This is a genomic window from Streptomyces sp. NPDC032161 (assembly GCF_040636995.1).
Classification (GTDB): domain Bacteria; phylum Actinomycetota; class Actinomycetes; order Streptomycetales; family Streptomycetaceae; genus Streptomyces.
On sequence record NZ_JBEZVN010000016.1, the window covers coordinates 46,875 to 72,353 of the forward strand.

The 25,479-nt window shown below is 74.0% G+C and carries 18 protein-coding genes; 8 read left to right on the forward strand and 10 right to left on the reverse strand.

All coding sequences use genetic code 11. The features are described from left to right. Positions 1–48: 48 nt before the first annotated feature. The 3 genes from AB0E67_RS24040 to hmgA all read right to left on the reverse strand — a co-directional run bounded on the left by AB0E67_RS24040 (position 49) and on the right by hmgA (position 3,683). A complete protein-coding gene (locus AB0E67_RS24040; protein ID WP_362030348.1) occupies positions 49–1,311 on the reverse strand; it encodes a type ISP restriction/modification enzyme in 1,263 nt (420 codons plus the stop codon). A gap of 192 nt (positions 1,312–1,503) precedes the next feature. Further along, on the reverse strand, positions 1,504–2,271 hold the full coding sequence (locus tag AB0E67_RS24045) for a GntR family transcriptional regulator (protein ID WP_362030350.1): 768 nt from the start codon (positions 2,269–2,271) through the stop codon (positions 1,504–1,506). 83 nt (positions 2,272–2,354) lie between these two features. After that, positions 2,355–3,683 carry a homogentisate 1,2-dioxygenase gene (hmgA, locus tag AB0E67_RS24050; RefSeq protein WP_362030352.1) on the reverse strand — a complete coding sequence of 443 codons (1,329 nt, stop codon included), beginning with the start codon at positions 3,681–3,683 and terminating at the stop codon, positions 2,355–2,357. Positions 3,684–3,860: 177 nt separating this feature from the next. Between hmgA and AB0E67_RS24055 the strand changes: the two genes are divergently transcribed. Continuing rightward, positions 3,861–4,541, forward strand: coding sequence for a TetR/AcrR family transcriptional regulator (locus AB0E67_RS24055; protein ID WP_362030354.1), 681 nt, complete (start codon positions 3,861–3,863; stop codon positions 4,539–4,541). A 33-nt stretch (positions 4,542–4,574) separates the two neighbouring features. After that, the gene (locus AB0E67_RS24060) at positions 4,575–6,479 is read left to right on the forward strand and encodes an ABC transporter ATP-binding protein (protein ID WP_362030356.1); all 1,905 of its coding nucleotides are present in this window, start codon (positions 4,575–4,577) and stop codon (positions 6,477–6,479) included. Between the two features lie 196 nt (positions 6,480–6,675). Here AB0E67_RS24060 and AB0E67_RS24065 read toward each other — a convergent pair whose 3' ends face one another. Both AB0E67_RS24065 and AB0E67_RS24070 read right to left on the reverse strand, forming a co-directional pair. After that, positions 6,676–7,761, reverse strand: a complete 1,086-nt coding sequence (locus AB0E67_RS24065; RefSeq protein ID WP_362030358.1) for a DMT family transporter — start codon at positions 7,759–7,761, stop codon at positions 6,676–6,678. A gap of 33 nt (positions 7,762–7,794) precedes the next feature. Then, positions 7,795–8,508, reverse strand: a complete 714-nt coding sequence (locus AB0E67_RS24070; protein WP_362030467.1) for a winged helix-turn-helix domain-containing protein — start codon at positions 8,506–8,508, stop codon at positions 7,795–7,797. A 173-nt stretch (positions 8,509–8,681) separates the two neighbouring features. Here AB0E67_RS24070 and AB0E67_RS24075 point away from each other — a divergent pair, with 173 nt between their 5' ends. Continuing rightward, the gene (locus AB0E67_RS24075; RefSeq protein ID WP_362030360.1) at positions 8,682–9,305 is read left to right on the forward strand and encodes a TetR/AcrR family transcriptional regulator; all 624 of its coding nucleotides are present in this window, start codon (positions 8,682–8,684) and stop codon (positions 9,303–9,305) included. Positions 9,306–9,392: 87 nt separating this feature from the next. On the opposite strand, the gene AB0E67_RS24080 is transcribed toward AB0E67_RS24075, so the two are convergent. Next, a complete protein-coding gene (locus tag AB0E67_RS24080; RefSeq protein ID WP_362030362.1) occupies positions 9,393–9,854 on the reverse strand; it encodes a MaoC family dehydratase in 462 nt (153 codons plus the stop codon). Between the two features lie 191 nt (positions 9,855–10,045). Here AB0E67_RS24080 and soxR point away from each other — a divergent pair, with 191 nt between their 5' ends. After that, entirely contained in the window at positions 10,046–10,594 is a 549-nt protein-coding gene (soxR, locus tag AB0E67_RS24085; protein ID WP_362030364.1) for a redox-sensitive transcriptional activator SoxR, read from the forward strand. A gap of 197 nt (positions 10,595–10,791) precedes the next feature. Here the strand turns inward: soxR and AB0E67_RS24090 are convergent, their stop codons facing one another. Beyond that, positions 10,792–11,403, reverse strand: a complete 612-nt coding sequence (locus AB0E67_RS24090; protein ID WP_362030366.1) for a hypothetical protein — start codon at positions 11,401–11,403, stop codon at positions 10,792–10,794. 227 nt (positions 11,404–11,630) lie between these two features. Here AB0E67_RS24090 and AB0E67_RS24095 point away from each other — a divergent pair, with 227 nt between their 5' ends. Continuing rightward, positions 11,631–14,459 (forward strand): penicillin acylase family protein, encoded by a 2,829-nt coding sequence (locus AB0E67_RS24095; protein ID WP_362030368.1) that lies wholly within the window; start codon positions 11,631–11,633, stop codon positions 14,457–14,459. Between the two features lie 94 nt (positions 14,460–14,553). On the opposite strand, the gene AB0E67_RS24100 is transcribed toward AB0E67_RS24095, so the two are convergent. Beyond that, positions 14,554–15,828 (reverse strand): DUF1343 domain-containing protein, encoded by a 1,275-nt coding sequence (locus AB0E67_RS24100; RefSeq protein WP_362030370.1) that lies wholly within the window; start codon positions 15,826–15,828, stop codon positions 14,554–14,556. Positions 15,829–16,100: 272 nt separating this feature from the next. Between AB0E67_RS24100 and AB0E67_RS24105 the strand changes: the two genes are divergently transcribed. From AB0E67_RS24105 to AB0E67_RS24115, 3 genes are all read left to right on the forward strand, one after another. Beyond that, positions 16,101–16,871 carry an SDR family oxidoreductase gene (locus tag AB0E67_RS24105; protein WP_362030372.1) on the forward strand — a complete coding sequence of 257 codons (771 nt, stop codon included), beginning with the start codon at positions 16,101–16,103 and terminating at the stop codon, positions 16,869–16,871. 297 nt (positions 16,872–17,168) lie between these two features. Next, the gene (locus AB0E67_RS24110; protein ID WP_362030374.1) at positions 17,169–17,771 is read left to right on the forward strand and encodes a TetR/AcrR family transcriptional regulator; all 603 of its coding nucleotides are present in this window, start codon (positions 17,169–17,171) and stop codon (positions 17,769–17,771) included. Between the two features lie 324 nt (positions 17,772–18,095). After that, a complete protein-coding gene (locus AB0E67_RS24115; protein ID WP_362030376.1) occupies positions 18,096–23,108 on the forward strand; it encodes a HEAT repeat domain-containing protein in 5,013 nt (1,670 codons plus the stop codon). A 49-nt stretch (positions 23,109–23,157) separates the two neighbouring features. Here AB0E67_RS24115 and AB0E67_RS24120 read toward each other — a convergent pair whose 3' ends face one another. Continuing rightward, entirely contained in the window at positions 23,158–24,372 is a 1,215-nt protein-coding gene (locus AB0E67_RS24120) for an acyl-CoA dehydrogenase family protein (RefSeq protein ID WP_362030378.1), read from the reverse strand. A gap of 6 nt (positions 24,373–24,378) precedes the next feature. Beyond that, positions 24,379–25,401, reverse strand: coding sequence for a phosphotransferase family protein (locus AB0E67_RS24125; protein ID WP_362030380.1), 1,023 nt, complete (start codon positions 25,399–25,401; stop codon positions 24,379–24,381). Positions 25,402–25,479: the final 78 nt, after the last annotated feature.

The following is a 25,479-nucleotide window of genomic DNA, read 5'->3' on the forward strand; positions in this document are numbered from 1 at the left end:
GTGCCGCCTCGTGCCCCTCTTCGGCGGGGTCGTCCTTTCCCACGCCGGTCACAGCAGCGCGAACTGCCCGTCCGGTCCCTCCTCGCGGTGGTCGAGCACGGAGGCGGGGCGGCGGGCCGCGTCCGGGACGGGCAGCACGCCCGCGGCCCGGAGGTCCTCCGCCGTGAGGTGCGGGCCCTCGGCCGGCTCCTCCCGCCTGGGGCGGAGTTCGGCGAGCAGGGCGAGCACCGTGACCAGTTCCAGCAGTTCCGAGGTCCACTCCTGGGGCCAGGCGCGCGGCCGGATCGCCTCCAGGCCGTCCGCGTCCGGCGAGCCCTCCGCGCTCGCGCCTCCGGCGCCGTTCGCCCAGGGCGCCGCGCGGCGACCGAACCAGAGCTCCAGCACGCGGACCTGGCCCACCCGGAACTCCCACGCCCCCGCCGGTACGGGCGAGACGCGGCCCGTGCCCAGCAAAAGCGCCTCGTCGACCGGGTCGTACTCCAGGGCCGTCGGCGCGGGCGGCACCGAAGCCCGCACATAGGGCCGCCGTCCGCCCGGCAGCCGGGGTCGTTCCCCGCCCCGGGCGCCGCGCAGATGCAGCCGCAGCAGTTCCTGCCCCAGCTCCACCCCCGCCGACCAGCGCGCCGTGTCGGCGGGCAGCGGCACCACGCATCCGGCGGGGGAGTGGCGCGCCGCCGCGAGGATCCACGCCAGCACGGACCGGGCAGTGACCCCGTCCCCGTGGCGGTCCTTCAGCAGGGCGAGCAGCCCGGGGGCCAGATTGGGTTCGAGGCCGCCGGGGCGCCGGTACAGCGGCCGGATCCGGCCCGGCCGGCCCGCGGGCGAATGGCCGTCCGGCAGCAGTGCCGTCACGGACAGCGCGGGGCCGGTGTCCTGCGGCACGTACCCGTGCTCGACGACGAAGAACTGCTGTCCGTCGGCCACCCGCCACAGCTCGGGGCGGGCGGCGTCGATCAGCCGGTGGTCGGGGATCAGCCACTGCTCGTCGAACGGGCCGTGGGCGATCCGCACCGGCGCGGGGCACGGCCCCTCCTCGCGGTCGAACGGGCCGGTGCCCGTGGCCTGTCCGGGCAGTGCCGCCACCCGGCTTCGGGGATCACGGGAACGGGTGACCCGGAACAATCGCTCGTGCTCGTCCCGCGGGGCCTTCGTCAGCCGGTCCCAGCGGGCTCTGAGCGAGGCGGCGTCGGGGGCGGTCACCCAGGCGCGTCCGGTGCGCAACGGCCTTACGGACCAGGGCATCAGGTCGTCGAGGAGCGGGGCGCCGTCGCCCCGGGCGTCATCGGAGCCGCCCGCCGCCCGTGCTGCCACCGTGTCGTCCTCCCCGTCGCCACGTCGCCTGCGTACCTGCCCCGGCATCGTAACCGCGGCCGCCGGAGTGCGGCCGGTGGCGCTCGCCCGGCGCCGGCGCACGCGGCACGGGCGCACCCCGGCGGGCGCGTACCAGGCGCGGGGGCGCGGACCGGGCGCGGGTGCGTCCGGCGGCCCCGTCGTGCCGGTGCGTCAGTGCGCCTCCACGGTGACCGAGAAGGAGAACCGGTCGCCCCGGTAGCGGATCCGTGCCACGTCCACCACCCGGCCGCCCTCCTCGTACGTCACCCCCGTGTAGAACAGGATCGGGCTGAGCAGCGGTACCCGGAGGAGTTCGGCGGTGACCGGGTCGGCGAGGCGCGCCTCGACGGTGTCGGTGATGCGCGCGATGCGGACGCCGACGCGGTCGCGCAGCACCTTGGTCATCGGCCAGCGTTCGAGGTCGGCGATGTCGAGCCGGGCCGCCACCTCGGGATGCACCGCGTTCTCCGCCCAGTTGGTGGGCTCGTCGCTGTCCTCGTCCCGGCGCAGCCTGCGATAGCTGACCACCTCGGAGCAGCCGGGGAAGTGCTCGCCGAGCTCGCACGGCACGGCCACCGGGCCGTGGTCCAGGACCGAGGTCCGTTCGCCCGACTGCTGGGCCACGATCGCGTCGATCGAACCCAGCAGCCGGACCGGGGAGACCCGGCGGGCGCGCGGTTCGATGAACGTGCCGCGCCGCCGGTGCCTGCTGATCAGTCCCTCCGCCTCCAGCTCCTTGAGCGCCTGGCGCATCGTCAGCACGCTGACGCCGTAGTGCGCGGCGAGCTGTTCCTCGGTCGGCAGCCGCTGCGAGACGTCCGCCGCGCGCCCCAGTATCGAGGCGCGCAGCGACTGCGAGACCTGGTACCACAGCGGCAGTTTGCGGTTCAGGACCAGCGAATCGGGGGCGAAGGCCGGCACCGGGGGCGTCTTGGGCATCTGGGGCACCTGAGTCACCTGGTCTCTCCGTACTGCGACACAGCGGACGCGACGACGCTGGGCCGCGTGGTGGCGGTCGTCGCCTACGGCCTGAAGTTGCGGCTCAGACCCTGCCACACGTCGTCGTAGCCGTGCTGAAGATGGTCGGCACCGGCCGCCTGCGCGGTCGCGGTCACCGGCCAGCGGGTCTCGAACATGAAGGCCAGGCCGTCGTCGATCTTCTGCGGCCTCAGCTCCGCCGCGCTCGCCCGGTCGAAGGTCTCCCGGTCCGGGCCGTGCGCCGACATCATGTTGTGCAGCGAACCGCCGCCCGGCACGAATCCGCCCTTCCCGGCCGTCTTGGCGTCGTACGCGCCCTCGATCAGGCCCATGTACTCGCTCATCACGTTGCGGTGGAAGTACGGCGGCCGGAACGTGTCCTCGCCGACCAGCCAGCGCGGCGCGAAGACGACGAAGTCGACGCCCGCCAGACCGGCGGTGTCGGACGGCGAGGTCAGCACCGTGAAGATCGACGGGTCGGGGTGGTCGTAGCTGATCGACCCGATGACGTTGAAACGGTGCAGGTCGTAGACGTACGGGGTGTGGTTGCCGTGCCAGGCGACCACGTCGAGCGGCGAGTGGTCGTACGTCGCGGACCAGAGGTTCCCGCAGAACTTGTTGATCACCTCCACCGGGCGGTCGTCGTCCTCGTACGCGGCGACGGGCGCGAGGAAGTCCCGCGCGTTCGCCAGGCCGTTGGCACCGATCGGGCCGAGATCGGGGAGGACGAACGGGCGGCCGTAGTTCTCGCAGACGTAGCCGCGGGCGGTGGCGTCGAGCAGCTCCACCCGGAAGCGGACCCCGCGCGGGATCAGCGCGACGTGCCCCGGTTCGGCGCGCAGCAGTCCCAGTTCGGTGCGGAGCAGCAGGCCGCCGCGTTCCGGGACGATCAGCAGCTCGCCGTCCGCGTCGCTGAACACCCGGTCGGTCATGGACGCGTTGGCGTGGTAGAGGTGCACGGCCATACCGGCGCGCTGCGTCGCGTCGCCGTTGCCGCCGAGGGTCCACAGACCGGCCAGGAAGTCCGTCCCGGCCGCGGGCTCGGGCAGCGGGTCCCAGCGCAGCCGGTTGGGGTCGGGCACGGTCTCGGTGAACGGGGCCGTGCGGATCGCGCCGTTGTCGACGCGGACGAACGGGGGATGGGCGGCCGAGGGGCGGATCCGGTAGAGCCAGGAACGGCGGTTGTGCGCCCGCGGTTCGGTGAAGGCCGAGCCGCTCAGCTGCTCCGCGTAGAGCCCGAGAGGGGCGCGCTGGGGCGAGTTGCGGCCGTGCGGCAGCGCCCCGGGAACCGCCTCCGAGCTGTGTTCATTGCCGAATCCGGGGGAATACCCGAGCCCCTGTGCCGTCTTCCTCGCCTGCTCGATGCCACTCATGTGCGCTCCCGGTGCCGAAGAAATCCTATGGACAACCGTAGGAATCGGAACGTGGCTCGTCAACGCCATTCGGTGACATACGGGGGTTCCGTGGCGGTGGAGGCGCGAGACGGCGTCCCGTGGCGGCGCGGGCGCGCCGCACGGGGAGGAATCCGGGCGGCGGAGGGTCACGGCATCATGGAGCCCGTGCCCCCAGCGAACAGCCACCTCCGCCGCGTCCCGGTCCAGCGGCGCAGCGCCGAACGTCTGGCCCGGATGCTCGACGCCTGCGCCGAACTCCTCGACGAGACGGGGTACGAGCAGCTGTCCACCCGGGCCGTCGCCCTCCGGGCCGGGGTGCCCATCGGTTCCGTCTACCGGTTCTTCTCCAACAAGCGCGCGTTGACCGACGCACTCGCCCGGCGCAACCTGGACAGCTACGCCGAACGCGTCACCGCCCGGCTGGCCACCGTCCCGACGACCGACTGGCAGAGCGCGATCGACGCCGTGCTGGACGAGTACCTGGCGATGAAGCGCGCCGTGGCCGGCTTCGCCCTCGTGGACTTCGGCGCCCCCGCCCCCGCCCCCGACGAGGACCCGGCCGACGACGCCAACCACCGGGTGGCCGTCCGTCTCACCCCGCTCCTGGCCGGGTATCTGGGCCCGGTGCCGGCTCAGGACCTGCACCGGACGATCCTGGTGTGCGTCGAGGCCGCGGACGCCCTGCTCCGACTCGCCTTCCGTACCGATCCGTCGGGGGACGACGCCGTCGTCGCCGAGACCCGCGTCCTGCTCCGGGCGTATCTCGCGCAGGTCCTGGACCGGCGGGCGCCGCACGGATCCCGGGCCGGTGACGGGCGGCGGACGGCCGGGCGTTGACCTCAAGTCCGCTGGAGGTCGTACGTTCCAGCCATGAGCATGGAAACCACCGCGTGGACACAGCTCCACAACGTCATGAACGCGCAGGCGGACCGGCGCCCCTTCGACCGCGCCACCCTGCGGCGCGTCGCCGCCTTCGCCCGCCCCCACCGCCGCCGGGTCGCCCTCTTTCTGCTCGTGAGCGTGGCGACAGCGCTGCTCGCGGTCGCCACCCCCGTACTCGCCGGCCGCGTCGTCGACGCCATCGTGACCGGCGGGGACACCGGCACCGTCACGCGCCTGTCCCTGCTCATCGCCGCGATCGCCCTCGCCGAGGCGGCACTCGGACTGGTCGGCCGCTGGCTCTCGGCGAACCTCGGCGAGGGGCTGATCCTCGACCTGCGCACCGCCGTCTTCGACCACGTGCAACGCATGCCGGTCGCGTTCTTCACCCGTACCCGCACCGGCGCGCTCGTCAGCCGGCTCAACAACGACGTCATCGGAGCCCAACGCGCCTTCAGCAACACCCTGTCCGGCGTCGTCGGCAATGTCGTGACGCTGCTCCTCACCCTCGGCGTCATGCTCTCCATCTCCTGGCGGATCACCCTCCTGGCACTGGTGCTGCTGCCGGTGTTCGTGCTGCCCGCCCGGCGCATGGGCACCCGGATGGCCAGGCTCCAGCGGGAGGCGGCGGCCCACAACGCCGCGATGGGGACGCGGATGACCGAGCGCTTCTCCGCGCCCGGCGCCACCCTGGTCAAGCTGTTCGGCCGGCCCGCCGACGAGTCCGCCGAATTCGCCGCCAGGGCGGGGCGGGTGCGCGACATCGGGATCCGTACGGCCATGGCCCAGTCCGCGTTCATCACCGCCCTCACCCTCGTGTCGGCGCTGGCGCTCGCCCTGGTCTACGGGCTCGGCGGGTACTACGCGCTGCGCGGGCAGCTGGACGCGGGCGCGGTCGTCGCGCTGGCCTTGCTGCTGACCCGCCTGTACGCGCCGCTCACCGCGCTCGCCGGGGCGCGGGTGGAGGTGATGAGCGCCCTCGTCAGCTTCGAGCGGGTCTTCGAGGTCCTCGACCTCGAACCGCTCATCGCGCAGAAGCCCGACGCCCGGGCGGTCCCCGAGGGGCCGGTGTCCGTCGAGTTCGACCGGGTCCGGTTCGGCTACCCGGCCGCCGACAAGGTCTCCCTCGCCTCGCTGGAGGACGTCGCGAGCCTCGACACCCGGGGCGGCGGGGAGGTGCTGCGCGGAGTCTCGTTCCGGGCCGAACCCGGTCGGACGGTGGCGCTCGTCGGTTCCTCCGGCGCGGGCAAGTCGACCATCGCGCAACTGCTGCCGCGCCTCTACGACGTGGACGAGGGCGCGGTGCGCATCGGCGGTGTCGACGTGCGCGACCTCTCCGCCGACAGCCTGCGCGACACCCTCGGTATGGTCACCCAGGACGGCCACCTCTTCCACGAGTCGGTCCGCGCCAATCTGCTGCTCGCCCGGCCCGACGCCACCGAGGGCGACCTCTGGGACGCGCTGCGCCGCTCACGGCTGGACGGACTGGTCGCCTCGCTGCCCGACGGGCTCGACACCGTCGTCGGCGAACGCGGCTACCGGCTCTCCGGCGGCGAACGCCAGCGGCTGACCATCGCCCGGCTGCTCCTGGCCCGCCAGCGCGTCGTGATCCTCGACGAGGCCACCGCCCACCTGGACAACACCTCCGAGGCGGCCGTTCAGGAGGCCCTCACCGAGGCGCTCGCCGGACGCACCGCCGTCGTGATCGCCCACCGCCTGTCCACCGTGCGGTCGGCTGACCTCATCCTGGTGGTGGAGGACGGACGGATCGTGGAGCGGGGCACCCACGACGAACTCCTCGTGGCCGGGGGCCGGTACGAGGAGCTGTACCGCACCCAGTTCCAGGATTCCGGGGCCGAGGGTCCGGGATCCGAGAGTCCGCTGGACCGTGTCTGAATCCGTGAGTCCGTCGGACCGTGCCGGGATCCGTGAGTCCGTCGGACCGTGTCCGACGTGTCCCGCCCGGCCCGCCGTCCACGGCCTCCCCGCGGCGCCGGGCGGGAGGCCGTGGGCGGGTCGCGGGGCCGACGGACCGGTGCCGCGGGACGGGGACGTCAGTGGTGTGCGCCGCCACCGGCCGCCGGGCCCGACATCAGGAGGACCAATGCGTGGCCCGTCCTGACCAGGGCGTCCTCGGGGGCGTTCGACGGCCGCGGTGATCCGGTTGCCCTCGTTCGGCCGCTTCCCGGTCCGCCTGCGGCCGTGCCGCTCCTCGGCGCCGCGTGCCGTGCCGGCGTCCCTCCACCGGCGCTGCCGGGTTCTTCCGCGTCGGGCCCGTCCGTGTACGCGTCCGGGAGACCGCCACCCCGGCCAGGCAGAGCAGACCCCCGCCGACGGTGAGCGGTGCCGGGACCTCGTCCAGCAGCAGCCAGGACAGGGCCACCACCACGGCGGGCACCGCGTACGTGGTGGCGCCCATCCGTCCCGCGGTGGTCCGGGTCAGCGCGTAGGCCCAGGTGGTGAAGGCCAGAGCGGTCGGGAAGAGCCCCAGGTAGACCATGTTCAGGGTGGCGGCCAGGGGCGCCCGGGCGGCCTCGGACACCAGTGAGGCGCCGAACGGCAGACAGGCGACGGCACCGACCAGGCAGCCGAACGTGGTGATCTGCGGTGCCGAACCGTGCCGCAGCGCGGGCTTCTGCCCCACCACCCCGGCGGCGTACGCCACCGCCGCCACCACGCAGAGTGCCACGCCCAGCACCGGGGTGTTCCCGTGTCCCGTCATCGAGAGCCCGACCACGACGGCGCCCGCGAACGACACCCCCATGCCCGCCACCAGCCTCCCGGGCAGTGCCTCGCCGAGCACCCGGGAACCCAGCAGCGCGATCAGCAGCGGGCCGATGTTCACCACCATCGCCGCGGTGCCCGCGTCCACCAGCCGCTCGGCCTGGTTGAGCACCACGGTGTAGAGCCCGAACCAGAGCAGCCCGGACCACAGGATCCCCCGCCAGGCGGCCCGCGGCGGCAGCCCCTCGCGCCGCAGCAGCAGGAGCGTGCCCAGTGCCAGGGAGCCGGTGAGCAGCCGGCCGAGCGCCAGCGCGCCGGGGGAGTAGGCCGTTCCGGCGCTGCGGATGGACACGAAGGCGGAGGCCCACAGCAGCACGGTGACACAGGCCGCGGCGGGAGCCCGCCGGTCGGGGCGGCCCACGGATTCCGCCGTGGGGGAGGGCGTTGTCGTCATGGGCCCGACCGTAGGGGCGCGACGGTTCGGCCCCTACCGAAGCATGGACGGCTCGATGCCCAGGTGCTCGCGCAGTGCCCGTTCCCCGTCGGCCGTCGCCCGCACCGCCCGGCCGGACCCGATCCGTACGCACCACCCCGCGTCCAGCACGTGTCGGCACAGCGCCGCGCCCGCGAGCCCCGCCAGGTGCGGCCTGCGTTCGGTCCAGTCCAGGCAGCTCCGTACGAGCGGACGCCGCGACCGTGACTCCAGGGCGATTCCCAGCGACGCGAACCAGGCGACGCCGTCGGTGGTGAGGGCGAAACCCGTGTCCTGCACCAGCAGTCCGCGCGCGGTCATGGCGTCCGCGATCGCGATGCCGATCCGTCCGGCGAGATGGTCGTAGCAGGTGCGTCCGCGGGCCAGCGCGCTGCCCGCGCTCACCGCGCTCAGGGCGCGCGGGCGGTCGGCCGCCGCGTCGGGGGCGACCCGGGCCGCCAGGTCCTCGACGAGGTGCGCCGCCCGCTCGTCGGCGAGCCGCACATAGCGGTGGCGGCCCTGCCGTTCCTCGGCCAGCAGCCCGCCCGCGACGAGCCTGCCGAGATGCTCGCTGGCGGTGGACGGCGCCACCGAGGCGTGCCGGGCCAGCTCGCCCGCCGTCCAGGCGCGGCCGTCGAGCAGGGCCAGGCAGAAGGCCGCCCGGGTCTCGTCGGCCAGGAGCGCGGCCAGGGCGGCGAGCCGGGGCGCGGCCGGATCGGGATGTGCCATGCGTGCCATGTGTTCCAGGATGCGTCGGGGACGTTTCGGCGGCTGCCGAAACGTCCCCGCGCGACGCCTGGCCCGCCCTCCGGCCGGAAGACGGCACTTTGAGGACACGGCCTAAGCGCTTGCTCAGGTTCAGGGTATGGTGTTCGTCCTGTTGACGAGAGGGGCGAGTGATCATGAGCACGGCGGAGGAGACCGACGGCGACCGCGCGCCGTGGGCCGAGGTGACGCCCGAGGCGGCCAGACGGCTCCTCGTCGCCGCCGTCGACGCCTTCGCCGAGCGCGGGTACCACGCCACCACCACGCGGGACATCGCGGGCCGGGCGGGCATGAGCCCGGCCGCGCTCTACATCCATTACAAGACGAAGGAAGAACTGCTCCACCGCATCAGCAGGATCGGTCACGACCGCGCCCTCGCCGTCCTGGAAGCCGCCGCCGACGGGGACGGCGCCGCCGCCGAGCGGCTGGCCGAGGCCGTACGGGCCTTCGTCCGCTGGCACGCGGAGCAGCACACCACGGCCCGCGTGGTCCAGTACGAACTCGACGCGCTCGGCGAGGAGCACCGCGCCGAGATCGTCGGGCTGCGCCGCAGTACCGAAGCGGTGGTGCGCCGGATCATCGACGAGGGCGTGGAGGCGGGGGAGTTCGACGTCCCCGACGTCCCGGGCACCGCCCTCGCGGTGCTCTCGCTCTGCATCGACGTGGCGCGCTGGTTCAACGCGCGGGGCAGCCGGACGCCCGACGGGGTCGGCGAGTTCTACGCCGGTCTCGTGCTGCGCATGGTGGGTGCCGAGCGGTAGCGGCGGCGGGGCCCGGCCGGGGGCCGCCCCGTACCCGGCCGGGACGCGACGGTTCCGGCCGCGCCGGCCGGTTCGGGACGCGTCCGGTCAGAAGTAGTAGCGCGACACCGATTCGGCCACGCACACCGGCTTGTCGCCGCCCTCGCGCTCGACCGTGACGAGGGCGGTGACCTGCACGCCGCCCCCGGCCTCCTCGACGTTCCTCAGCACGGCCGTCGCGCGCAGCCGGGAGCCCACGGGCACGATGGACGGGAAACGGACCTTGTTCGTGCCGTAGTTGATCCCCATCTTCATGCCCTCGACCCGCATGACCTGCGGTACGAGGGCCGGCAGCAGCGAGAGCGTGAGATAGCCGTGCGCGATCGTCGTGCCGAACGGCCCGGTCGCGGCCCGCTCCGGGTCCACGTGGATCCACTGATGGTCGCCGGTGGCGTCGGCGAAGAGATCGATCCTCTTCTGGTCGATCTCCAGCCACTCGCTGTGCCCGAGCTGCTCGCCCACCGCGTCGCGCAACTCCTGCGCGGACGTGAAGATCCTCGGCTCCGCCATGTCCCTGGTCCTGCCTTCCGCTCGCGGCCGTCCGGCGTCGCGCGCCCGTGGGCCGCGCGCCCGTAGTAGGAAGCCGGGCGAGGGGCGACACCCTTCGCCCCGGGCTGTCCAAGCGCTTGCTCAGCATGGTTGGCGGGTGCGTTCCTGTCAACGACGGACCGGCCCGGGGCGGGGCACGTAGGGTTGGGGAAGTGCCTCAGATTCCACATTCACTCCAGGAACTCACGGTCGGTCAGCTCTCCGCGCGCAGCGGGGCAGCCGTCTCCGCCCTGCACTTCTACGAGGCCAAGGGCCTGATCAAGAGCCGCCGGACCAGCGGCAACCAGCGCCGCTACACCAGGGACGCGCTGCGCAGGGTCGCGTTCGTGCGCGCGGCGCAGCGGGTGGGCATCCCGCTGGCCACCATCAGGGACGCTCTGGCCGAACTGCCCGACGAACGCACCCCGAACCGCGACGACTGGGCGCGGCTCTCGGCGGCCTGGCGCTCCGAACTGGACGAGCGCATCGCACAGTTGGCGCGGCTGCGTGACCACCTCACCGACTGCATCGGCTGTGGCTGCCTGTCGTTGGAGACCTGTGTGCTCTCCAACCCGAACGACGTCTCCGGTCAGTGGATCAGCGGCTCGCGCCTGATGCCGGAGCGCCGCGCGGACGACGGCGGGCGGAGGGGCGGTTCGGGGGAGAACGAGGCCCGGGAGAACGAGGCCCGGAAGAACGGGTACCGGCGGGACGGGGCGTAGGAGGGCGGGGGCGGAGGCGGGTCCGCGGTGGATCGCTCCGGTGGATCGGCCCGGCGGCAGAGCACCCGCGACACCGGGCGGCGGATCGCCCGTCGGTCCGACGGCATCGAGTCCCGCGTCAGGTCTTCCGCGCGCCCCGGGCCCGGTCGTGGGCACGGGTGGGCGTCCGGGTGGCGTACCGGTGGCGTGCGGCGCGGTCACGCCGCCGACGCGAGGTCCCGCCGCCGCGCGCTCCGGGCCCTTGCCAGCGCCCCCGGTGTGAGGACCGGACGGGGCACCAGGATCCCGCACCCCGAGCAGACCGGTCCGGTCCACTGCTCGCACACCGGATCCGGCCGCCACTCGATCTCGTCGCACCCGCACACCGGGCAGGCCGTGCCCGGCCCCGCTTCCAGGGCGGCGATCAGCCGGTCGAGGACCTCGGCGAGCGGCGCCGAGGGATGAACGGCCGGATCCGCGCAGCGGGCCACCCCGTACCCGCCCCAGGCGCGCCGGTGCCAGTCGTCGAACACGACGGGTCTGCGCAGCCCGTCGTGCTTCTCGCGTCTGCGGCGCGCGGCGAAGGACGCCTCGTAGCCGAGCCAGGCGGCCCGGGCCGCCTCCAGCTCCTCCAGCGCGCCCACCAGTCGCACCGGATCGGGGGAGCGGTCCTCCGGCTCGAACCCGTGCCGTGTGCACAGGTGGTCCCAGGTCGCCCGGTGTCCGTAAGGGGCGAACCGCTCCAGGCACTTGCGCAGCGAATACCGCCGCAGTGCCAGGTCGCTCCCCGGGTCGCGCACCTGTCTCGCAAGACTCCGGAATCCGGCCACTGCGCCATCACCTCCGTCGCTCGTACTTCGGCGTCAAGAGATAGACGAACGGGCGCCCGTCTGGGATCCCGCGACGGGCAAGAGTGTCCGGAAAGTGAGATGAGCCTCTGTCACGCGGAATGGTGGCGGCGGCATGTGACGATTCGGAAAAGGTGATCGTTGCTCACCTTACCGGTCGGTCGTACCGCCGGTAACCTCCGGCCCATCGGCCACCAGGAGGAGTGCGCATGCCCCCACGCACCATCATGTCCACAGCCGCCGCCACGGCGGCCGTCCTCGCCCTCGGCGTCACCCTGCTGGCCGCGGCGCCGCAGTCCGGTGCCGCGGCGGCGGAGCCCGCACCCGTCACCGACTACTGCCAGGGGCAGTGCGACGACATCCTGCCGCCGGGCCAGAACGGCAACGCCACGCTCGTCGAGATCCTCGGCAACAAGGCGTTCGGCACGCACCCCGCCCACAGCGACGACCAGATCGACCGCTACGACGGCCTGGTGGCCGGTCACACCGCGCTCACCGACCAGAAGCTGGCGGACTTCTTCAACGACGCCTCGTTCGGCGTCCCGAAGGACCGGGTCGAGTCCGTCGTCTCGCCCCGCGCCGACGTGACCATCACCCGCGACAAGGCCACCGGCGTCCCGCACATCAAGGGCACCACCCGCTACGGCACCGAGTTCGGCGCCGGATACGCCGCCGGGCAGGACCGGCTCTGGCTCATGGACCTCTTCCGGCACATCGGACGCGGCCAGTTGACCTCGTTCGCCGGGGGCGCGCTCGCCAACCAGGGCCTGGAGCAGCAGTTCTGGCCGCAGGCCCCGTACACCGAGGCCGACCTGGAGGCCCAGGTCGCGTACATACGGACCCATGAGGGCCCGCGCGGCGAGCAGGCCATGGCGGACGCCCAGGCGTACGTCGACGGCATCAACGCGTACCGCGACAAGTCCAAGAACGGCCGGTACTTCCCCGGCGAGTACGTGCTCACCGGGAAGATCGACGCCATCACCAACGTCGGCGAGATAGAGCCGTTCAAGCTGACCGACCTGATCTCGATCGCCTCCGTGGTCGGCGGCCAGTTCGGCGGCGGTGGCGGCGGCGAGGTGCAGGCGGCGCTCTCGCTGCTCTCCGCCCAGCAGAAGTACGGGGTGGCCGAGGGGACCAAGGTCTGGGAGTCGTTCCGGCAGCGCAACGACCCCGAGGCGGTCCTCACCGTCCACGACGGCACCGCGTTCCCGTACGCGGGCAAGCCCGACAAGGCGCGCGGCACCGCACTGCCCGACGCCGGGTCCGTCACCGCCGAACCGCTCGTCTTCGACCGCACCGGCTCGGCGGGCACCGACCGCAAGGCCCCGGTCAAGGCCCCGGCGAACCTCAGGAAGGCCCAGGGCATCTACGACGACGGCGTCATCCCCGAGGGCTCGCTGCCCGGTTCCGGATCCGGCGCGCAGAAGCGCGGCATGTCCAACGCCCTGCTGGTGTCCGGCAAGCACACCGCGAGCGGGAACCCGATCGCCGTGTTCGGCCCGCAGACCGGTTACTTCGCCCCGCAGCTGATGATGCTCCAGGAGCTCCAGGGGCCGGGCATCAGCGCCCGGGGCGTCTCCTTCGCGGGCGTCGGCATGTACGTCCAGATGGGCCGCGGCCAGGACTACGCCTGGAGCGCCACCTCGGCGGGCCAGGACATCACCGACACCTACGCCATCGAGCTGTGCGAGCCCGACGGCTCCGCGCCCACCAAGGACTCCACGCACTACCGCTACCGGGGCACCTGCACCGCCATGGAGACGCTGGAGCGCACCAACTCCTGGAAGCCGACCGTCGCCGACTCCACGGCCAAGGGCTCCTACCGCATGCAGGTCCGGCGCACGCACTACGGCGTCGTCACCCACCGGGCCACCGTCGACGGCAGGCCCGTCGCGTACACCTCGCTGCGCAGCACCTACCGCCACGAGGCCGACTCGATCATCGGCTTCCAGATGTTCAACGACCCGGACCTGGTCAAGGACGCCGCTTCGTTCCAGCGCGCGGCGAGCAGCATCGACTACGCCTTCAACTGGTTCTACGCGGACTCCCGCACCGCCGCGTACTACAACAGCGGCATGAACCCGGTGCGCGCCGCGGGCGTCGACCCGGCGCTCCCGGTGAAGGCCGAGCGGGCCTACGAGTGGAAGGACTTCGACCCGGCCGCCAACACCGCCGCGTACACCTCGTTCGCCCAGCACCCGAACTCCAGCGGCCAGGACTACTACGTCTCCTGGAACAACAAGCAGGCCGAGGGGTACTCCGCCGCCGGCTTCGGGCTCAGCGCGGTGCACCGGGGCGATCTGCTCGACGACCGGGTGGCGAAGCTGGTCGCGGAGGGCGGCGTGACCCGGGCCTCCCTCACCCGGGTCATGGCCGAGGCCGGGGTCACCGACCTGCGCGGTGAGCAGCTGCTGCCCGAACTGCTGAAGGTGATCCGGTCCCGTCCGGTCACCGATCCCGAACTGAACGGTGTGGTCCAGCAGTTGGAGTCCTGGCGGGCGGCCGGCTCGCAGCGCAGGGAGAACGGCTCGGGCTCGCACGGCTACGCGCACGCCGACGCGGTACGCGTCATGGACGCGTGGTGGCCCCGGCTGGTCGAGGCCGAGTTCAGGCCCGGCCTCGGCGACGGCCTCTACCAGGCGCTGACCGCGAGCCTCGGCACCGACGAGTCCCCGTCCGCCGGCCACGGGGCCAGCGGCGCGCACAGCGGCTCGGCGTTCCAGTACGGCTGGTGGGGCTTCGTGGACAAGGACCTGCGCAAGGTCCTGGGCCAGCCGGTCAAGGGCCCGCTGGCCAGGACCTACTGCGGCGGCGGTGACCTCGGCGCCTGCCGCGACGCGCTGCTGGCCTCGCTGAAGGAGGCGGCGGCGCAGCCGGCCACGCAGGTCTACCCGGGCGACGACACGTGCAAGGCCGGGGACCAGTGGTGCGCGGACGCGATCGTGCACCGGGCGCTCGGCGGGATCTCCCAGAAGACCATCCACTGGCAGAACCGCCCCACGTACCAGCAGGTGGTGGAGTTCCCCGCCCATCGGTGAGCACGGAACCCGTGCGCCGGGTGGGGACGGAAGTCGTACGCCGGGTGGGCCCGGACCCGCGGGTCCGGGCCCACCCGGCCCGTCCGGCGCAGCCTCAGTGGTACTGGAGGTACTTCTTCCGGACGGCCCGGAACGCGGCGAGATCCGCCTCCCAGGCCCCCACCACCTCGTCCGTACCGGCCCCCGCGTCGATCATCGTGCGGACCCGGGTGTTGCCGGTGAGCTTGTCGATCCAGTTGTCGGAGCGCCACTCGAAGCCGCTCCAGGTCCGCTTCGCCGTCACCAGCAGCCCGATGCCCGTGCGGACCGGATCGAAGGCGGCACGGTCGTGGACGTGCACCTGCACCCCGCCGACCGTCTTGCCCTGGAACTTGGAGAACGTCGGCGCGAAGTACGCCTCGCGGAACGCGACCCCCGGCAGGTCCAGCGCGTTGGCAGCGGCCGCCCACCGGTGGTCGATGCCCTCCGCGCCGAGCAGCTCGAACGGCCGGGTCGTGCCGCGCCCCTCGGAGAGGTTCGTGCCCTCGAACAGGCACGTGCCCGCGTAGACCAGCGCCGTCTCGGGCGTCGGCATGTTGGGGCTCGGCGGCACCCACGGCAGGCCGGTCGTGTCGAAGAAGTCCGAGCGCCGCCACCCGGACATCTTCACGATCCGCAGGTCCACCGGCCGCTCCAGGAACTCCCGGTCGAACAGCAACGCCAGCTCGGCCACCGTCATGCCGTGCGCCTGGGCGATCTCCCGACGACCGACGAACGTCGCGAACGCCGGGTCGAGGACCGGCCCGAGCGCCGCCCGTCCGGTCACCGGGTTCGGCCGGTCCAGCACCACGAACCGCTTGCCCGCGAGGGCCGCCGCCTCCATGCAGTCGTACAGGGTCCAGATGTACGTGTAGAAGCGGGCGCCCGCGTCCTGGATGTCGAAGACGACCGTGTCCACGCCGGACGCGGTGAAGACGTCCGCGAGCGGCTGCCCGCTCTTGAGGTACGTGTCGTAGACCGGGAGTCCGGTCGCCGGGTCGTCGTACCGTCCTTCCGAACCGCCCGCCTGCGCGGTGCCGCGGAAGCCGTGCTCGGGGCCGAAGACGGCGGTCAGGTCCACCCGGCCGTCCGGGTGCATCACGTCGACGATGTGGCGCACGTCGGAGGTGATCCCGGTCGGGTTGGTGACGACCCCGACCTTCTGGCCCTTCAACAGCGCGTAGCCGTCCGCCGCCAGCCGGTCGAAACCGGTGCGGACCCGCCCGCGGCCGTTGCCGCCGCCGTGTCCTCGGCCGGCCGCGGCCGCCGTCCCGCCACTGCCTGCGGCCGTCGCCGCGAGGGCGCCCACCGCGCCGCCGGCGGCCAGCAAACCACGTCTGGACAGGCTCATTCGGCTACCTCCGTGATCGCGACGTCTGTCATGGTCACGCACGCTAGCGCGTGATCAGGCCATACGGAACGAGCCGGACGTGACCGGTGCGGCAGGGGTGACGGCGGTGCCTCCCAGGGCGGTGCCGCCTCGGCAGGGGCGGAACGACCCGCGCGACCGGCCGCTCGGGCGCCTCCCGCGCGTGAACCTGCCGGCCGGGCGGCGACCTCTTCCGTTCCCGCATACCGACTGGTTAGTCTGCCGGGTGCGGTCGGCGGAGAGAGGCGGTACCGATGAGTGGCACGGTGCGGGGCGCGGGCGTGGTGGTCACCGGGGCCGGAGGCGGCATCGGGGCCGCGCTGGCCCGTCGCTTCGCGGCGGAGGGCGCGCGGGTCGTGGTGAACGACCTGGACGAGGCGCGGATCGGCGGTCTGGCCGAGGAGATCGGTGCCGTCGCGGTCGCCGGCGACGCCTCGCGGACCCTGGACGCCGTCCGCGACGCGCTGGACGGCACCGTCGACGTCTACTGCGCCAACGCCGGTCTGGCCTCGCCCGGTGACGTCTTCGCCGAGGAGGAGGTCTGGGCCGCCGCCTGGGACGTCAACGTCATGGCCCATGTCAGGGCGGCCAGGGCGCTGCTGCCCGGCTGGCTGGAGCGCGGCGCCGGCCGGTTCGTCTCGACCGCCTCCGCCGCCGGGCTGCTGACGATGATCGGCGCAGCGCCGTACAGCGTGACCAAGCACGGTGTCGTCGCCTTCGCCGAATGGCTGTCGCTGACCTACCGCCACCGCGGTGTCAAGGTGCACGCCATCTGTCCGCAGGGCGTGCGCACCGACATGCTGACCGCCGCCGGATCGGCCGGTGAACTCGTCCTCGCGCCCACCGCCATCGAGCCGGAGGCGGTCGCCGACGCGCTCTTCGACGCCATGGCCGAGGACCGCTTCCTCGTGCTGCCTCACCCCGAGGTCGCCGGGTTCTACCGCGCCCGGGCCGACGACACCGACCAGTGGCTCGGCGGCATGAACCACCTCCAGCGGAGGTGGGAGGAGAGCGGCGGCGCCTGACCGGATTCGTCCGCACGGACCCGCAGGGGCCCGATTCGTCCACACGGACCGGCGCGGACCCGCACGGACCGGCGCGGACGGGAGTCCCGCCGAGACGGGCGACGATATGGCGGCTACGGGCAGGGGCGTCCCATATATCACGGGCCCGCGCGGCCGAGACGCCGACCGGACACCCGGGGACCGCGAGTGGGAAGATCCTCGGGCGCCGACCGCGTTCCCCTCGGTGGACCGCATCGCACGCGGCACGCACGGCACACGGCGCGGACCCGCGCACAGGACGGAAGGAAGGCGACGGCCATGACCAAGGCGACGGACGGGGAACCGGAGGAACCGGCCCCCGTACCCCGACGGCTGCTCGCCGCCGCCACCCGGCTCTTCGCCGAGCAGGGCTACGACCGCACATCCGTCCAGGAGATCGTCGAGGCGGCGGGCGTCACCAAGGGCGCCCTCTACCACTACTTCGGCTCCAAGGAGGACCTGCTCCAAGAGGTGTATGCCCGGGTGCTGCGCCTCCAGCAGGAACGCCTCGACGCCTTCGCGGGCGCCGACGCCCCGGTCGAGAAGCGTCTTCGCGACGCCGCGGCGGACGTGGTCGTCACCACCATCGAGAACCTCGACGACGCCGCGATCTTCTTCCGCTCCATGCACCATCTGAGCCCGGAGAAGAACAAGCAGGTGCGGGCGGAGCGGCGCCGCTACCACGAGCGCTTCCGGGCCCTGGTCGAAGAGGGGCAGCGCAGCGGCGTGTTCTCCACGGCCACCCCCGCGGACCTGATCGTGGACTACCACTTCGGCTCGGTCCACCACCTGTCCACCTGGTACCGGCCCGACGGCCCGCTCAGTCAGCAGGAGGTCGCCGACCACCTCGCCGACCTGCTGCTGCGCGCCCTGCGCCCGTAGCCACCCGTCGGTCCCCGGCGGCCGGGGCACGCTCCACGCACGAGCACGAGCACGGACGCGGCGCGGACCCATGGGCACGACCGCGGGAACGGTCACGAGCCGCGCCCGGGAAGCCGGAATCCCGTTGACGGCGGCCGGAGCACCGTCGTTACGGCCTCGTCCACGATTGGCAGTGGAGGAAGGAGCGGTGTCTGGGGCCTTCGAATCCAAGGCGGAGGAGGGAGTCGACGCGGAGCGTCGGTGACTGACGACAACGCCGGAGGCGGAGGCCCCAGACACCGCGACGCCGCTGACAATCGTGGACGAGGTCGTTAGCATCCGACGGTGAGGCCACCGACCGACACGCAGACCGACGAACAGTTCCACGCCCGGATACGGGAAGAGATCCACGACGCCGTACGCCGGGCCGACGCCGCCCGGTTGTCCGCGCTCCTCGACGCCCGGGACTGCCCGCCCGCCCTCCTCGGACGCCTGATCCGGCACGAGGATCCCGGCCTGTGCGAACTGGGGCTCGTCCTGCTCACCGAGCGGGTCACGCCCGACGGCCCGTCCGACGGGGCGGAGGGGGCCGAACTGGCCGGACTGCTGCCCGGCACGCCGACGGGACGGCCGGAGACGGACCTCCTCCTCGCCGGACTCCACGAGCGGCTCGCCCCGTACCTGCGGGGCCGTCCCCGCCCGGCGTGGCGCACGGCGGGGCTCCCGGCCCGGGTGCGGATCGCGTGGCTGTGCGCCGACATCCTCGACGAGCCGGGGCTGATCCGCGAGGAGACCCGCGGCGAACTCCTCTACCAGGCAGTACGCGCGCTGGACATCGCCCGCGCGCCCCGGCCGGCCCGGCTGGTGGACGAACTCGCCGGCAGCGGGGACCCGGTGCTCCGCGCCGAGGCGCTGCGGCTCGCCCGGCAGGGCCTGCGCGCCGGACTCCTGGCACCCGCACGGGTCCGCACGACCCTGACCGCTCTGATCGCCACCGACGAGGCCCCGGCAGCCCCTTCCGCCGACACCGCTCCGGCTCCCGCCCACACCGCCGACACGGCCCGGGTGCCCGTCACCGACACCGCCCCGGCTCCCGCCTACGGTCCGCCGTTCCTCGACGACGGCGCCCCCGTCGTCGCCGACGCGCTGCGCGAACTCGGGGAGCCCTGGGCCGCCACCGAACCGCTGCCGCCGGGACACCTGTCCCCGTTCCTCACCGCCGCGTCGGCCCGCACCGGGCCCGGGACGCTCGACGCGGCGCTCACCGCCGCCGCACGCCACGGCCACGGGACGCTGCTGCGGCGGGCCGTCGCGGATCCCGACCTTCCGCCGGGCGCGCGCCGACGGGCGATGGAACTGCTGGGCGGCCGGGCGGACCGCGACGACATCGGCGACCTCCTGGCGGTCGCCGCGGGGGATCCGCTGCTGTTCGGGCGGCCCGCGATCGCCTGTCTGCGGGGCCTCCACCGGCGCGGGCACTTCGTGGCCGATCCGCACGCACGGGCCGTCGTCGGTCTGGCCCTGGCCGATCACTCGATTCCGCCCGACGAGGCCGCGACCATCCTGTACACCTGCCGGGCCGAGACGTTCCGGACCCTGACCGACGCGGACCCCGCTGATCCCGGATGGCCGCGACGGCTCGCCCTGCTGGTGGCTCTGGCCGGACAGGGAACGGACGAGCTGCCGGTCGGGGAGGCGATCACCCGCGTACTCCCGTCGGCTCCCGACCCCGGCCCGTTCCTCCGCGCGATCCGCGAACTGCGCCACCGACGGGCCGAGGAGGCCGTGATCGCGCTGCTGCCCTCGGCGCCCGCCGCCGCTCTCGACACGCTGGAGGCCATCGGCGGGCGGCGGACGGTACGGGCGCTGCGCGACGGCCTGGGCCTGACCGGTGCGCCGCCCGCAACCCACCTGTACGCCGTGCGGCACCGCGCGCTCGAACTGCTGTGGCAGCTGACCCGCGACCCGGAGCGACGGCAGGCCCTGCTGGTGCGGCTCGACCCGCTCGATCTCCCGGCACGTGTGGCGGCGGACCTCGGCGGACCCGACGAGCGGGAACTGGCCCTGCTGCGCTCCCGCCCGGACCCGGACGGGCCGGTGGCGGCGCTGCGGCGGACAGCGGCGTACGGCGGCGCGGGCACCCTGCCGGCCGTCGCCGACCTGCTGCTGCGCATCGTGTCCGACCTGGCGGCCGGCCGGTCGGCCGCCCCCGCCACCGGGCCGCACGACCGGGTCCGGCCGGGCGCCGAACCGGTGGTGCCCCAAGAGGTTCTGGACGCCGTGCACGGTCTGGGCCGTCGGCTGTACGAGCGGGGCGCGATCCGGCCGGTGTGCCTGCTCGACGCGGCGGACGCGCGGGAGGCCGGTCACGCACTCGTCGCGACCACGGTCCTGGACCTGCTGGAACGTCCCGGCCTCAGCGACCACGAGCGGACGATCCTGCTGGAGCTGCTGGGCAGGGCGCCCTGGTCCGGCACCCGGGCCCGGGTCCACCGGCTGCTGCGCCATCGCGACCGGCATGTGCGCAAGCACGTCATCGCCCTGCTCGCCCGCGACACCGGTGGCGGGGCCGCGCCCGGCGGCAGGGGCACGCCCTCCGGCGCGGACACGTCCGCCGACGACGACACGGCGGGCGGCGAGGACGCGCGGGCGCTGTCGGCGACCCTGATCGCGCTGACCCGCGCCCCGGACATCCAGACCGTCCGGCAGGCGCTGCTCGCCCTGGGCCGGGCGCGCGCCCACTGGGCGTCCGAGGCGATCGCCGCCTGCCTCGGCCATCCGAACATGAACATCAGGAAGACGGCCGCCGAGGCGCTGGCCCGCGCCGGCACCCCGGCAGCCGTGCCCCGGCTGCTGCACGGGCTCGGGCACCACGACAACCCCGGACTGCGCGACGCGCTCGTCGAGGCCCTGCGCAACGTCCTCGGCGACGCGTACGAGGCGACGCTCCTCGCCGCCGCCGAACACAGTGGCGACACGAGGAGCCGGGACCGGCTCCTGGAAGCACTCCACGGCACCCTCACGGCGCGTTCGGTCCTCGCCCTGGACGACCAGGGGTCACCAGTGGCGGCCTCCCTGCTCGCCCTGGTCGCGGCCCGGCGCGTCGGCCTGGCATCGGGGACGGTGCCGGACCTCGCCGCGGCCATGGCCCGGCACGGGGTCGCCGCGCCGGACGAGGTACGGCGGCCGCCGACGGACGACGGGACCGACCACGACATCACGACACTGGTCACCGGGGGCTGGGACCCCACGGTCGCGCTCCGCCTCGCCGGGCACGCCGACCGCCCCCGCCCCGAACGGGCGGCGCAACTGCGGCCGATGCTCGGCGACCTGCTCCGGCTGGCCTCCGCGCGCCCCGCGGCCCGGAAGGACGTCGTGCGACTGGTGCTGCGTGCCTGCCCCGGGCCCCGGACGGCCGACGAACTGACGGCGTACGCCCGCTCCGTCCCGGCCCTGCTCGACACGCTCACCGAGGCCCGGGACGAGGACCGGCACGACCTGATCGCGGTGCTCGAAGAGGTCGCGCCCGAGCTGCCGGCGGCCGGCAGACCGGCCGTCGTCGCCTCGGTACGGGCCCTGCGCCCCGCGCCCGCGGCCCCGCACAGGTCCACGCTGACGCTGTTGCGCCGGCTCGACGCGGTGCTGGTCCGGGCCGACCTCGACCGGGCGCTCGACGCGGCCCGGCTCGGCGCCGACCCCTGGGAGGCGGTGACCGCCGTGCTGCGCGAGGCGTTCGCGGTCCCGGAAGCCGGCTCCGCCCCGACGGACGGTGGCCGGGCGGAGGACGGCCCGGCAGGTCCGACCCCGGCGCCCGGCTCGTCGTGGCCCCGGCGAGGCCCCGTCCGCGGAACCGCCGTCGGCGCGGCCCCGCCCGCCGGGCCCGGAACCGACGGGATCCGGGCCGCGGGCGTCGAGGCCGACAGGGCCCGGACCTGGCGGGCGGCGCTGCACGGGGCGACGCGCAGCCCGGCCGCGCTGGAGGAGTTCCGTCGGCGCGACGACGGCACGGTCGGCTCCCGCGACCGGCTGGCCGCGCTGATCGAGGCCCACCACGGGGCCGACCCGGGGATCCGGTCCGCGCTGCTCGACTGGATGACGCTGCTCCAGCCGCTCGACGCGCCGCCCTGGACCATCACCGAGACCGCCCGCACACAGCCCCCCGCGCCCCGGCGCGTACGGGGCGGCGACCTCGACGGGTCCCGCTCGACCCCGCTGCGCGCACGCCTGCTCGCCATGCTGGAGTCCGCCTCCGCCGACCACAGGGCGACCGCCGCCCGCGCACTGGTGACATGGCCCGAGCCCGACACCCGGCGGGCCGTGCTGCTCGCGTTCCTCCGGGGGCGCGTGGACCTGCCCGTCGACGACGGCCTCGCCCGTGTGCTGACCGCGCTCGACCCGGCGGACCTGCGCGGCGACGGCATCCTGCGCGACCGGGTGGCCCTCGTGGCCGCGAAGCTCGGCCCGGGGGAACGGGAACCGCTGGTGCCGCTGCTGCTGGAATGGTGGGAGCAGGCCCCGCCCGCCCTGCGACCGGCGCTCGTGGGCGCCCTGCGCGCCCACCCCGCCGACGCGCTCGCCCGCGCCCTCGAAGACCGCCTCGACGCCGGAGCCCGAGGCTTCCTCGACCTGCTCGTCGGCCGTCGGCTGCTGCGCACCCCCGCACTGACGCGCGTTCATGAGCGGCTGCGCGCCGAAGGATGCGACGCGCTCGCGGACCGGCTCGTCCTCGTCGAGGGCCCCCTGCGCGACCCGGACGCGGGACGCCGGGACGCGGCGGCGCGGGCGGAGCTCCGCGCCCGCACACCGGCCGCGCCCGCCGGGGCGCCGCGCCGCACCTCCCGGCGGGAACTGCTGGAGCTGGCCCGCACCGGCACCCCGGACCGGGCGTGCCGGGCCCTGACGGAACTCGCCGACGCGCACCCCGGACCGGAACCGGACCGCGATCCCGAACTGCGCGAGCTGCTCGATGAGTTGCTGCTGCGCTCCCGGGGCAGGGTCCGGCTGCGCGCCCACCGGGCCTCACGGGTGATGCTCGACCGCGACACCCATCTGCGCCACACCGAGCTCCTGCTCGACGACCCCCGGAGCGACGTGGTGCGCTCGGCGGTCCGTACGCTCTGCCGCACCCGCTGGCGGCCCGCGATCCCCGCCCTGACGGCCCTGCTCACGCACCCGCGTCCGGCCGTGCGCGAGGCGGCGGCCGACGGTCTCGCCGGGATGGGCGAGGCGGCGCTCCCCGCCCTCCGCCACGCCGCCGACCACGCCCGCCCCGACAGACGCGCCCGCTACACGTCCGTGCTCGACCGGATCGCGGCGGCGCGGCCCGCAGGGCGGCGGCCGGGCCCGTCCGGCGACTGAGAGCGCGACGGCACCCGGCGGGCCCCCTGTGGGCCCGCCGCGGCGCCGCCTACAGGTACCTCTTGATCTCCCGCCGCGCCAACGACCGCTGGTGCACCTCGTCCGGCCCGTCCGCCAGTTGCAGGGTCCGCGCCGCCGCCCACAGCTCGGCGAGCGGGAAGTCCTGGCCGACCCCTCCGGCGCCGTGCAGCTGCACCGCCCGGTCGAGGATGCCGACCACCGCGCGCGGGGTGGCGATCTTGATGGCCTGGATCTCCGTGTGCGCGCCCCGGTTGCCCACCGTGTCCATCAGCCAGGCCGTCTTCAGCACCAGCAGCCGCAGCTGCTCCACCGTCACCCGCGCGTCCGCGATCCAGTTCTGCACCACGCCCTGCGTGGCGAGCGGCTTGCCGAAGGCCGTACGGGACACCGCGCGCCGGCACATCAGCTCGATCGCGCGCTCGGCCATGCCGATCAGCCGCATGCAGTGGTGGATGCGGCCCGGCCCCAGCCGCGCCTGGGCGATGGCGAAGCCGCCGCCCTCCTCGCCGATCAGGTTCGCCGCGGGCACCCGCACGTTCTCGAACACGACCTCGGCGTGCCCGCCGTGGTAGTGGTCCTCGTAGCCGTACACCCGCATGGCGCGCCGTACGTCGACGCCCGGGGTGTCGCGGGGGACCAGGATCATGGACTGCTGGCGACGGATGTCGGTCCCGTCGGGATCGGTCTTGCCCATCACGATGAAGACCGCGCAGTCCGGGTTCATCGCCCCGGAGATGTACCACTTGCGGCCGTCGATGACGTAGTGGTCGCCGTCCCGCTCGATCCGGGTCTCGACGTTCGTCGCGTCCGACGAGGCGACCTCGGGTTCGGTCATCGCGAACGCCGAACGGATCTCCCCGGCGAGCAGCGGCTCCAGCCACCGCTTCTTCTGCTCGTCGTCGCCGAACTGGTGCAGCACCTCCATGTTCCCGGTGTCCGGGGCCGCGCAGTTGAGCGCGGTCGGCGCCAACTGCGGTGACCGGCCGGTGATCTCGGCGAGCGGGGCGTACTGGAGATTGGTCAGCCCGGCCCCGTACTCGGCATCGGGCAGGAAGAGGTTCCACAGCCCCCGCCTGCGCGCCTCGGCCTTGAGATCCTCGACGACCTGCGGGGTCCGCCACGGGGACGACAGGAGCGCGCGCTGTTCGTCGGCGGTCCGCTCGGCCGGGTACACGTGCTCGTCCATGAAGGCGAGGAGTCTGCCGCGCAGCTCCTCGGTGCGTGCGTCGAATGCGAAGTCCATGGGTGGTCAGCCTTCCTGGAGAGTGGTGAGGCCGTGCTCGATGAAGACGGGGACGAGGTCGCCGATGCGCTCGAAGCCGGCACCGACCGTCCGGCCCAGGGTGTAGCGGTAGTGGATGCCCTCCAGGATCACGGCGAGCTTGAACCAGGCGAACGCGGTGTACCAGGCGAGGGCGGAGGTGTCCCGGCCCGACCGGGCGGCGTAGCGCTCGATCAGCTCGGCGGGGGAGGGATGCCCGGGCGCGCCGCTGGTGGTGGAGACCGGGGAGTCCGCCAGCCCGAGGTCGGAGCTGTACATCACCAGCAGGCCCAGGTCGGTCAGCGGGTCGCCGAGCGTCGACATCTCCCAGTCGAGCACGGCCCTGATCCGGTCGTCGTCGCCGATCAGCACGTTGTCCAGGCGGTAGTCGCCGTGCACGACCGCGGGCGCGGGGGAGTCGGGCAGGGCCCGGCCGAGCGCGGAGTGCAGCTCGTCGACACCGGGCAGCTCACGGTTGCGGGAGGCGTCCAACTGTTTGCCCCAGCGGCGCAGTTGACGGTCGAGGAAACCCTCGGGACGCCCGAAGTCGCCGAGCCCGACGGACGCCGGGTCCACCGCGTGGAGTTCGACCAGGGTGTCCACGAGGCCGAGCACGGCCGCCCGGGTGCGTCCGGCGCCCAGCGGAGCGAGCTGCTCGGCGGTGCGGTACGGGGTGCCCTCGACGTACTCCATCACGTAGAAGGGCGCCCCGAGCACCGAGTCGTCCTCGCAGAGCAGCACCGGTTCCGGCACCGGCACGGCGGTGGGATGCAGGGCGCTGATGACGCGGTGCTCGCGCTTCATGTCGTGCGCCGTCGCCAGTACGTGCCCCAGCGGGGGTCTGCGCACGACCCAGCGGCCGGTGCCGTCGGCCACGAGATAGGTCAGATTCGACCGGCCGCCCTCGACGAGCCGGGCCTCGAGCGGTCCGTTCACCAGCCCCGGCCGCTCGCGGTCGAGATGCCCGCGCAGCCGGTCGAGGTCGAGACCTGGCGGATGGACTGGGCTCATGGTGCGCACCTCCGGGATGAGAGACGGTCGGAGTTCATGATGCCGACCAGTCGGTATGTCGTCCAGCGTCCCCGGGAA

Excerpts from the sequence above, each read along its gene's own strand:
- AB0E67_RS24060 (WP_362030356.1), top strand. The coding sequence starts at position 4,575 with ATGAGCATGGAAACCACCGCGTGGACACAGCTCCACAACGTCATGAAC.
- AB0E67_RS24055 (WP_362030354.1), top strand. The coding sequence starts at position 3,861 with ATGGAGCCCGTGCCCCCAGCGAACAGCCACCTCCGCCGCGTCCCGGTC.
- hmgA (WP_362030352.1), bottom strand. The coding sequence starts at position 3,683 with ATGAGTGGCATCGAGCAGGCGAGGAAGACGGCACAGGGGCTCGGGTAT.
- AB0E67_RS24080 (WP_362030362.1), bottom strand. The coding sequence starts at position 9,854 with ATGGCGGAGCCGAGGATCTTCACGTCCGCGCAGGAGTTGCGCGACGCG.
- AB0E67_RS24075 (WP_362030360.1), top strand. The coding sequence starts at position 8,682 with ATGAGCACGGCGGAGGAGACCGACGGCGACCGCGCGCCGTGGGCCGAG.
- AB0E67_RS24100 (WP_362030370.1), bottom strand. The coding sequence starts at position 15,828 with ATGAGCCTGTCCAGACGTGGTTTGCTGGCCGCCGGCGGCGCGGTGGGC.
- AB0E67_RS24105 (WP_362030372.1), top strand. The coding sequence starts at position 16,101 with ATGAGTGGCACGGTGCGGGGCGCGGGCGTGGTGGTCACCGGGGCCGGA.
- AB0E67_RS24110 (WP_362030374.1), top strand. The coding sequence starts at position 17,169 with ATGACCAAGGCGACGGACGGGGAACCGGAGGAACCGGCCCCCGTACCC.
- AB0E67_RS24095 (WP_362030368.1), top strand. The coding sequence starts at position 11,631 with ATGCCCCCACGCACCATCATGTCCACAGCCGCCGCCACGGCGGCCGTC.
- AB0E67_RS24065 (WP_362030358.1), bottom strand. The coding sequence starts at position 7,761 with ATGACGACAACGCCCTCCCCCACGGCGGAATCCGTGGGCCGCCCCGAC.
- AB0E67_RS24070 (WP_362030467.1), bottom strand. The coding sequence starts at position 8,508 with ATGGCACATCCCGATCCGGCCGCGCCCCGGCTCGCCGCCCTGGCCGCG.
- AB0E67_RS24125 (WP_362030380.1), bottom strand. The coding sequence starts at position 25,401 with ATGAGCCCAGTCCATCCGCCAGGTCTCGACCTCGACCGGCTGCGCGGG.
- AB0E67_RS24120 (WP_362030378.1), bottom strand. The coding sequence starts at position 24,372 with ATGGACTTCGCATTCGACGCACGCACCGAGGAGCTGCGCGGCAGACTC.
- AB0E67_RS24045 (WP_362030350.1), bottom strand. The coding sequence starts at position 2,271 with ATGCCCAAGACGCCCCCGGTGCCGGCCTTCGCCCCCGATTCGCTGGTC.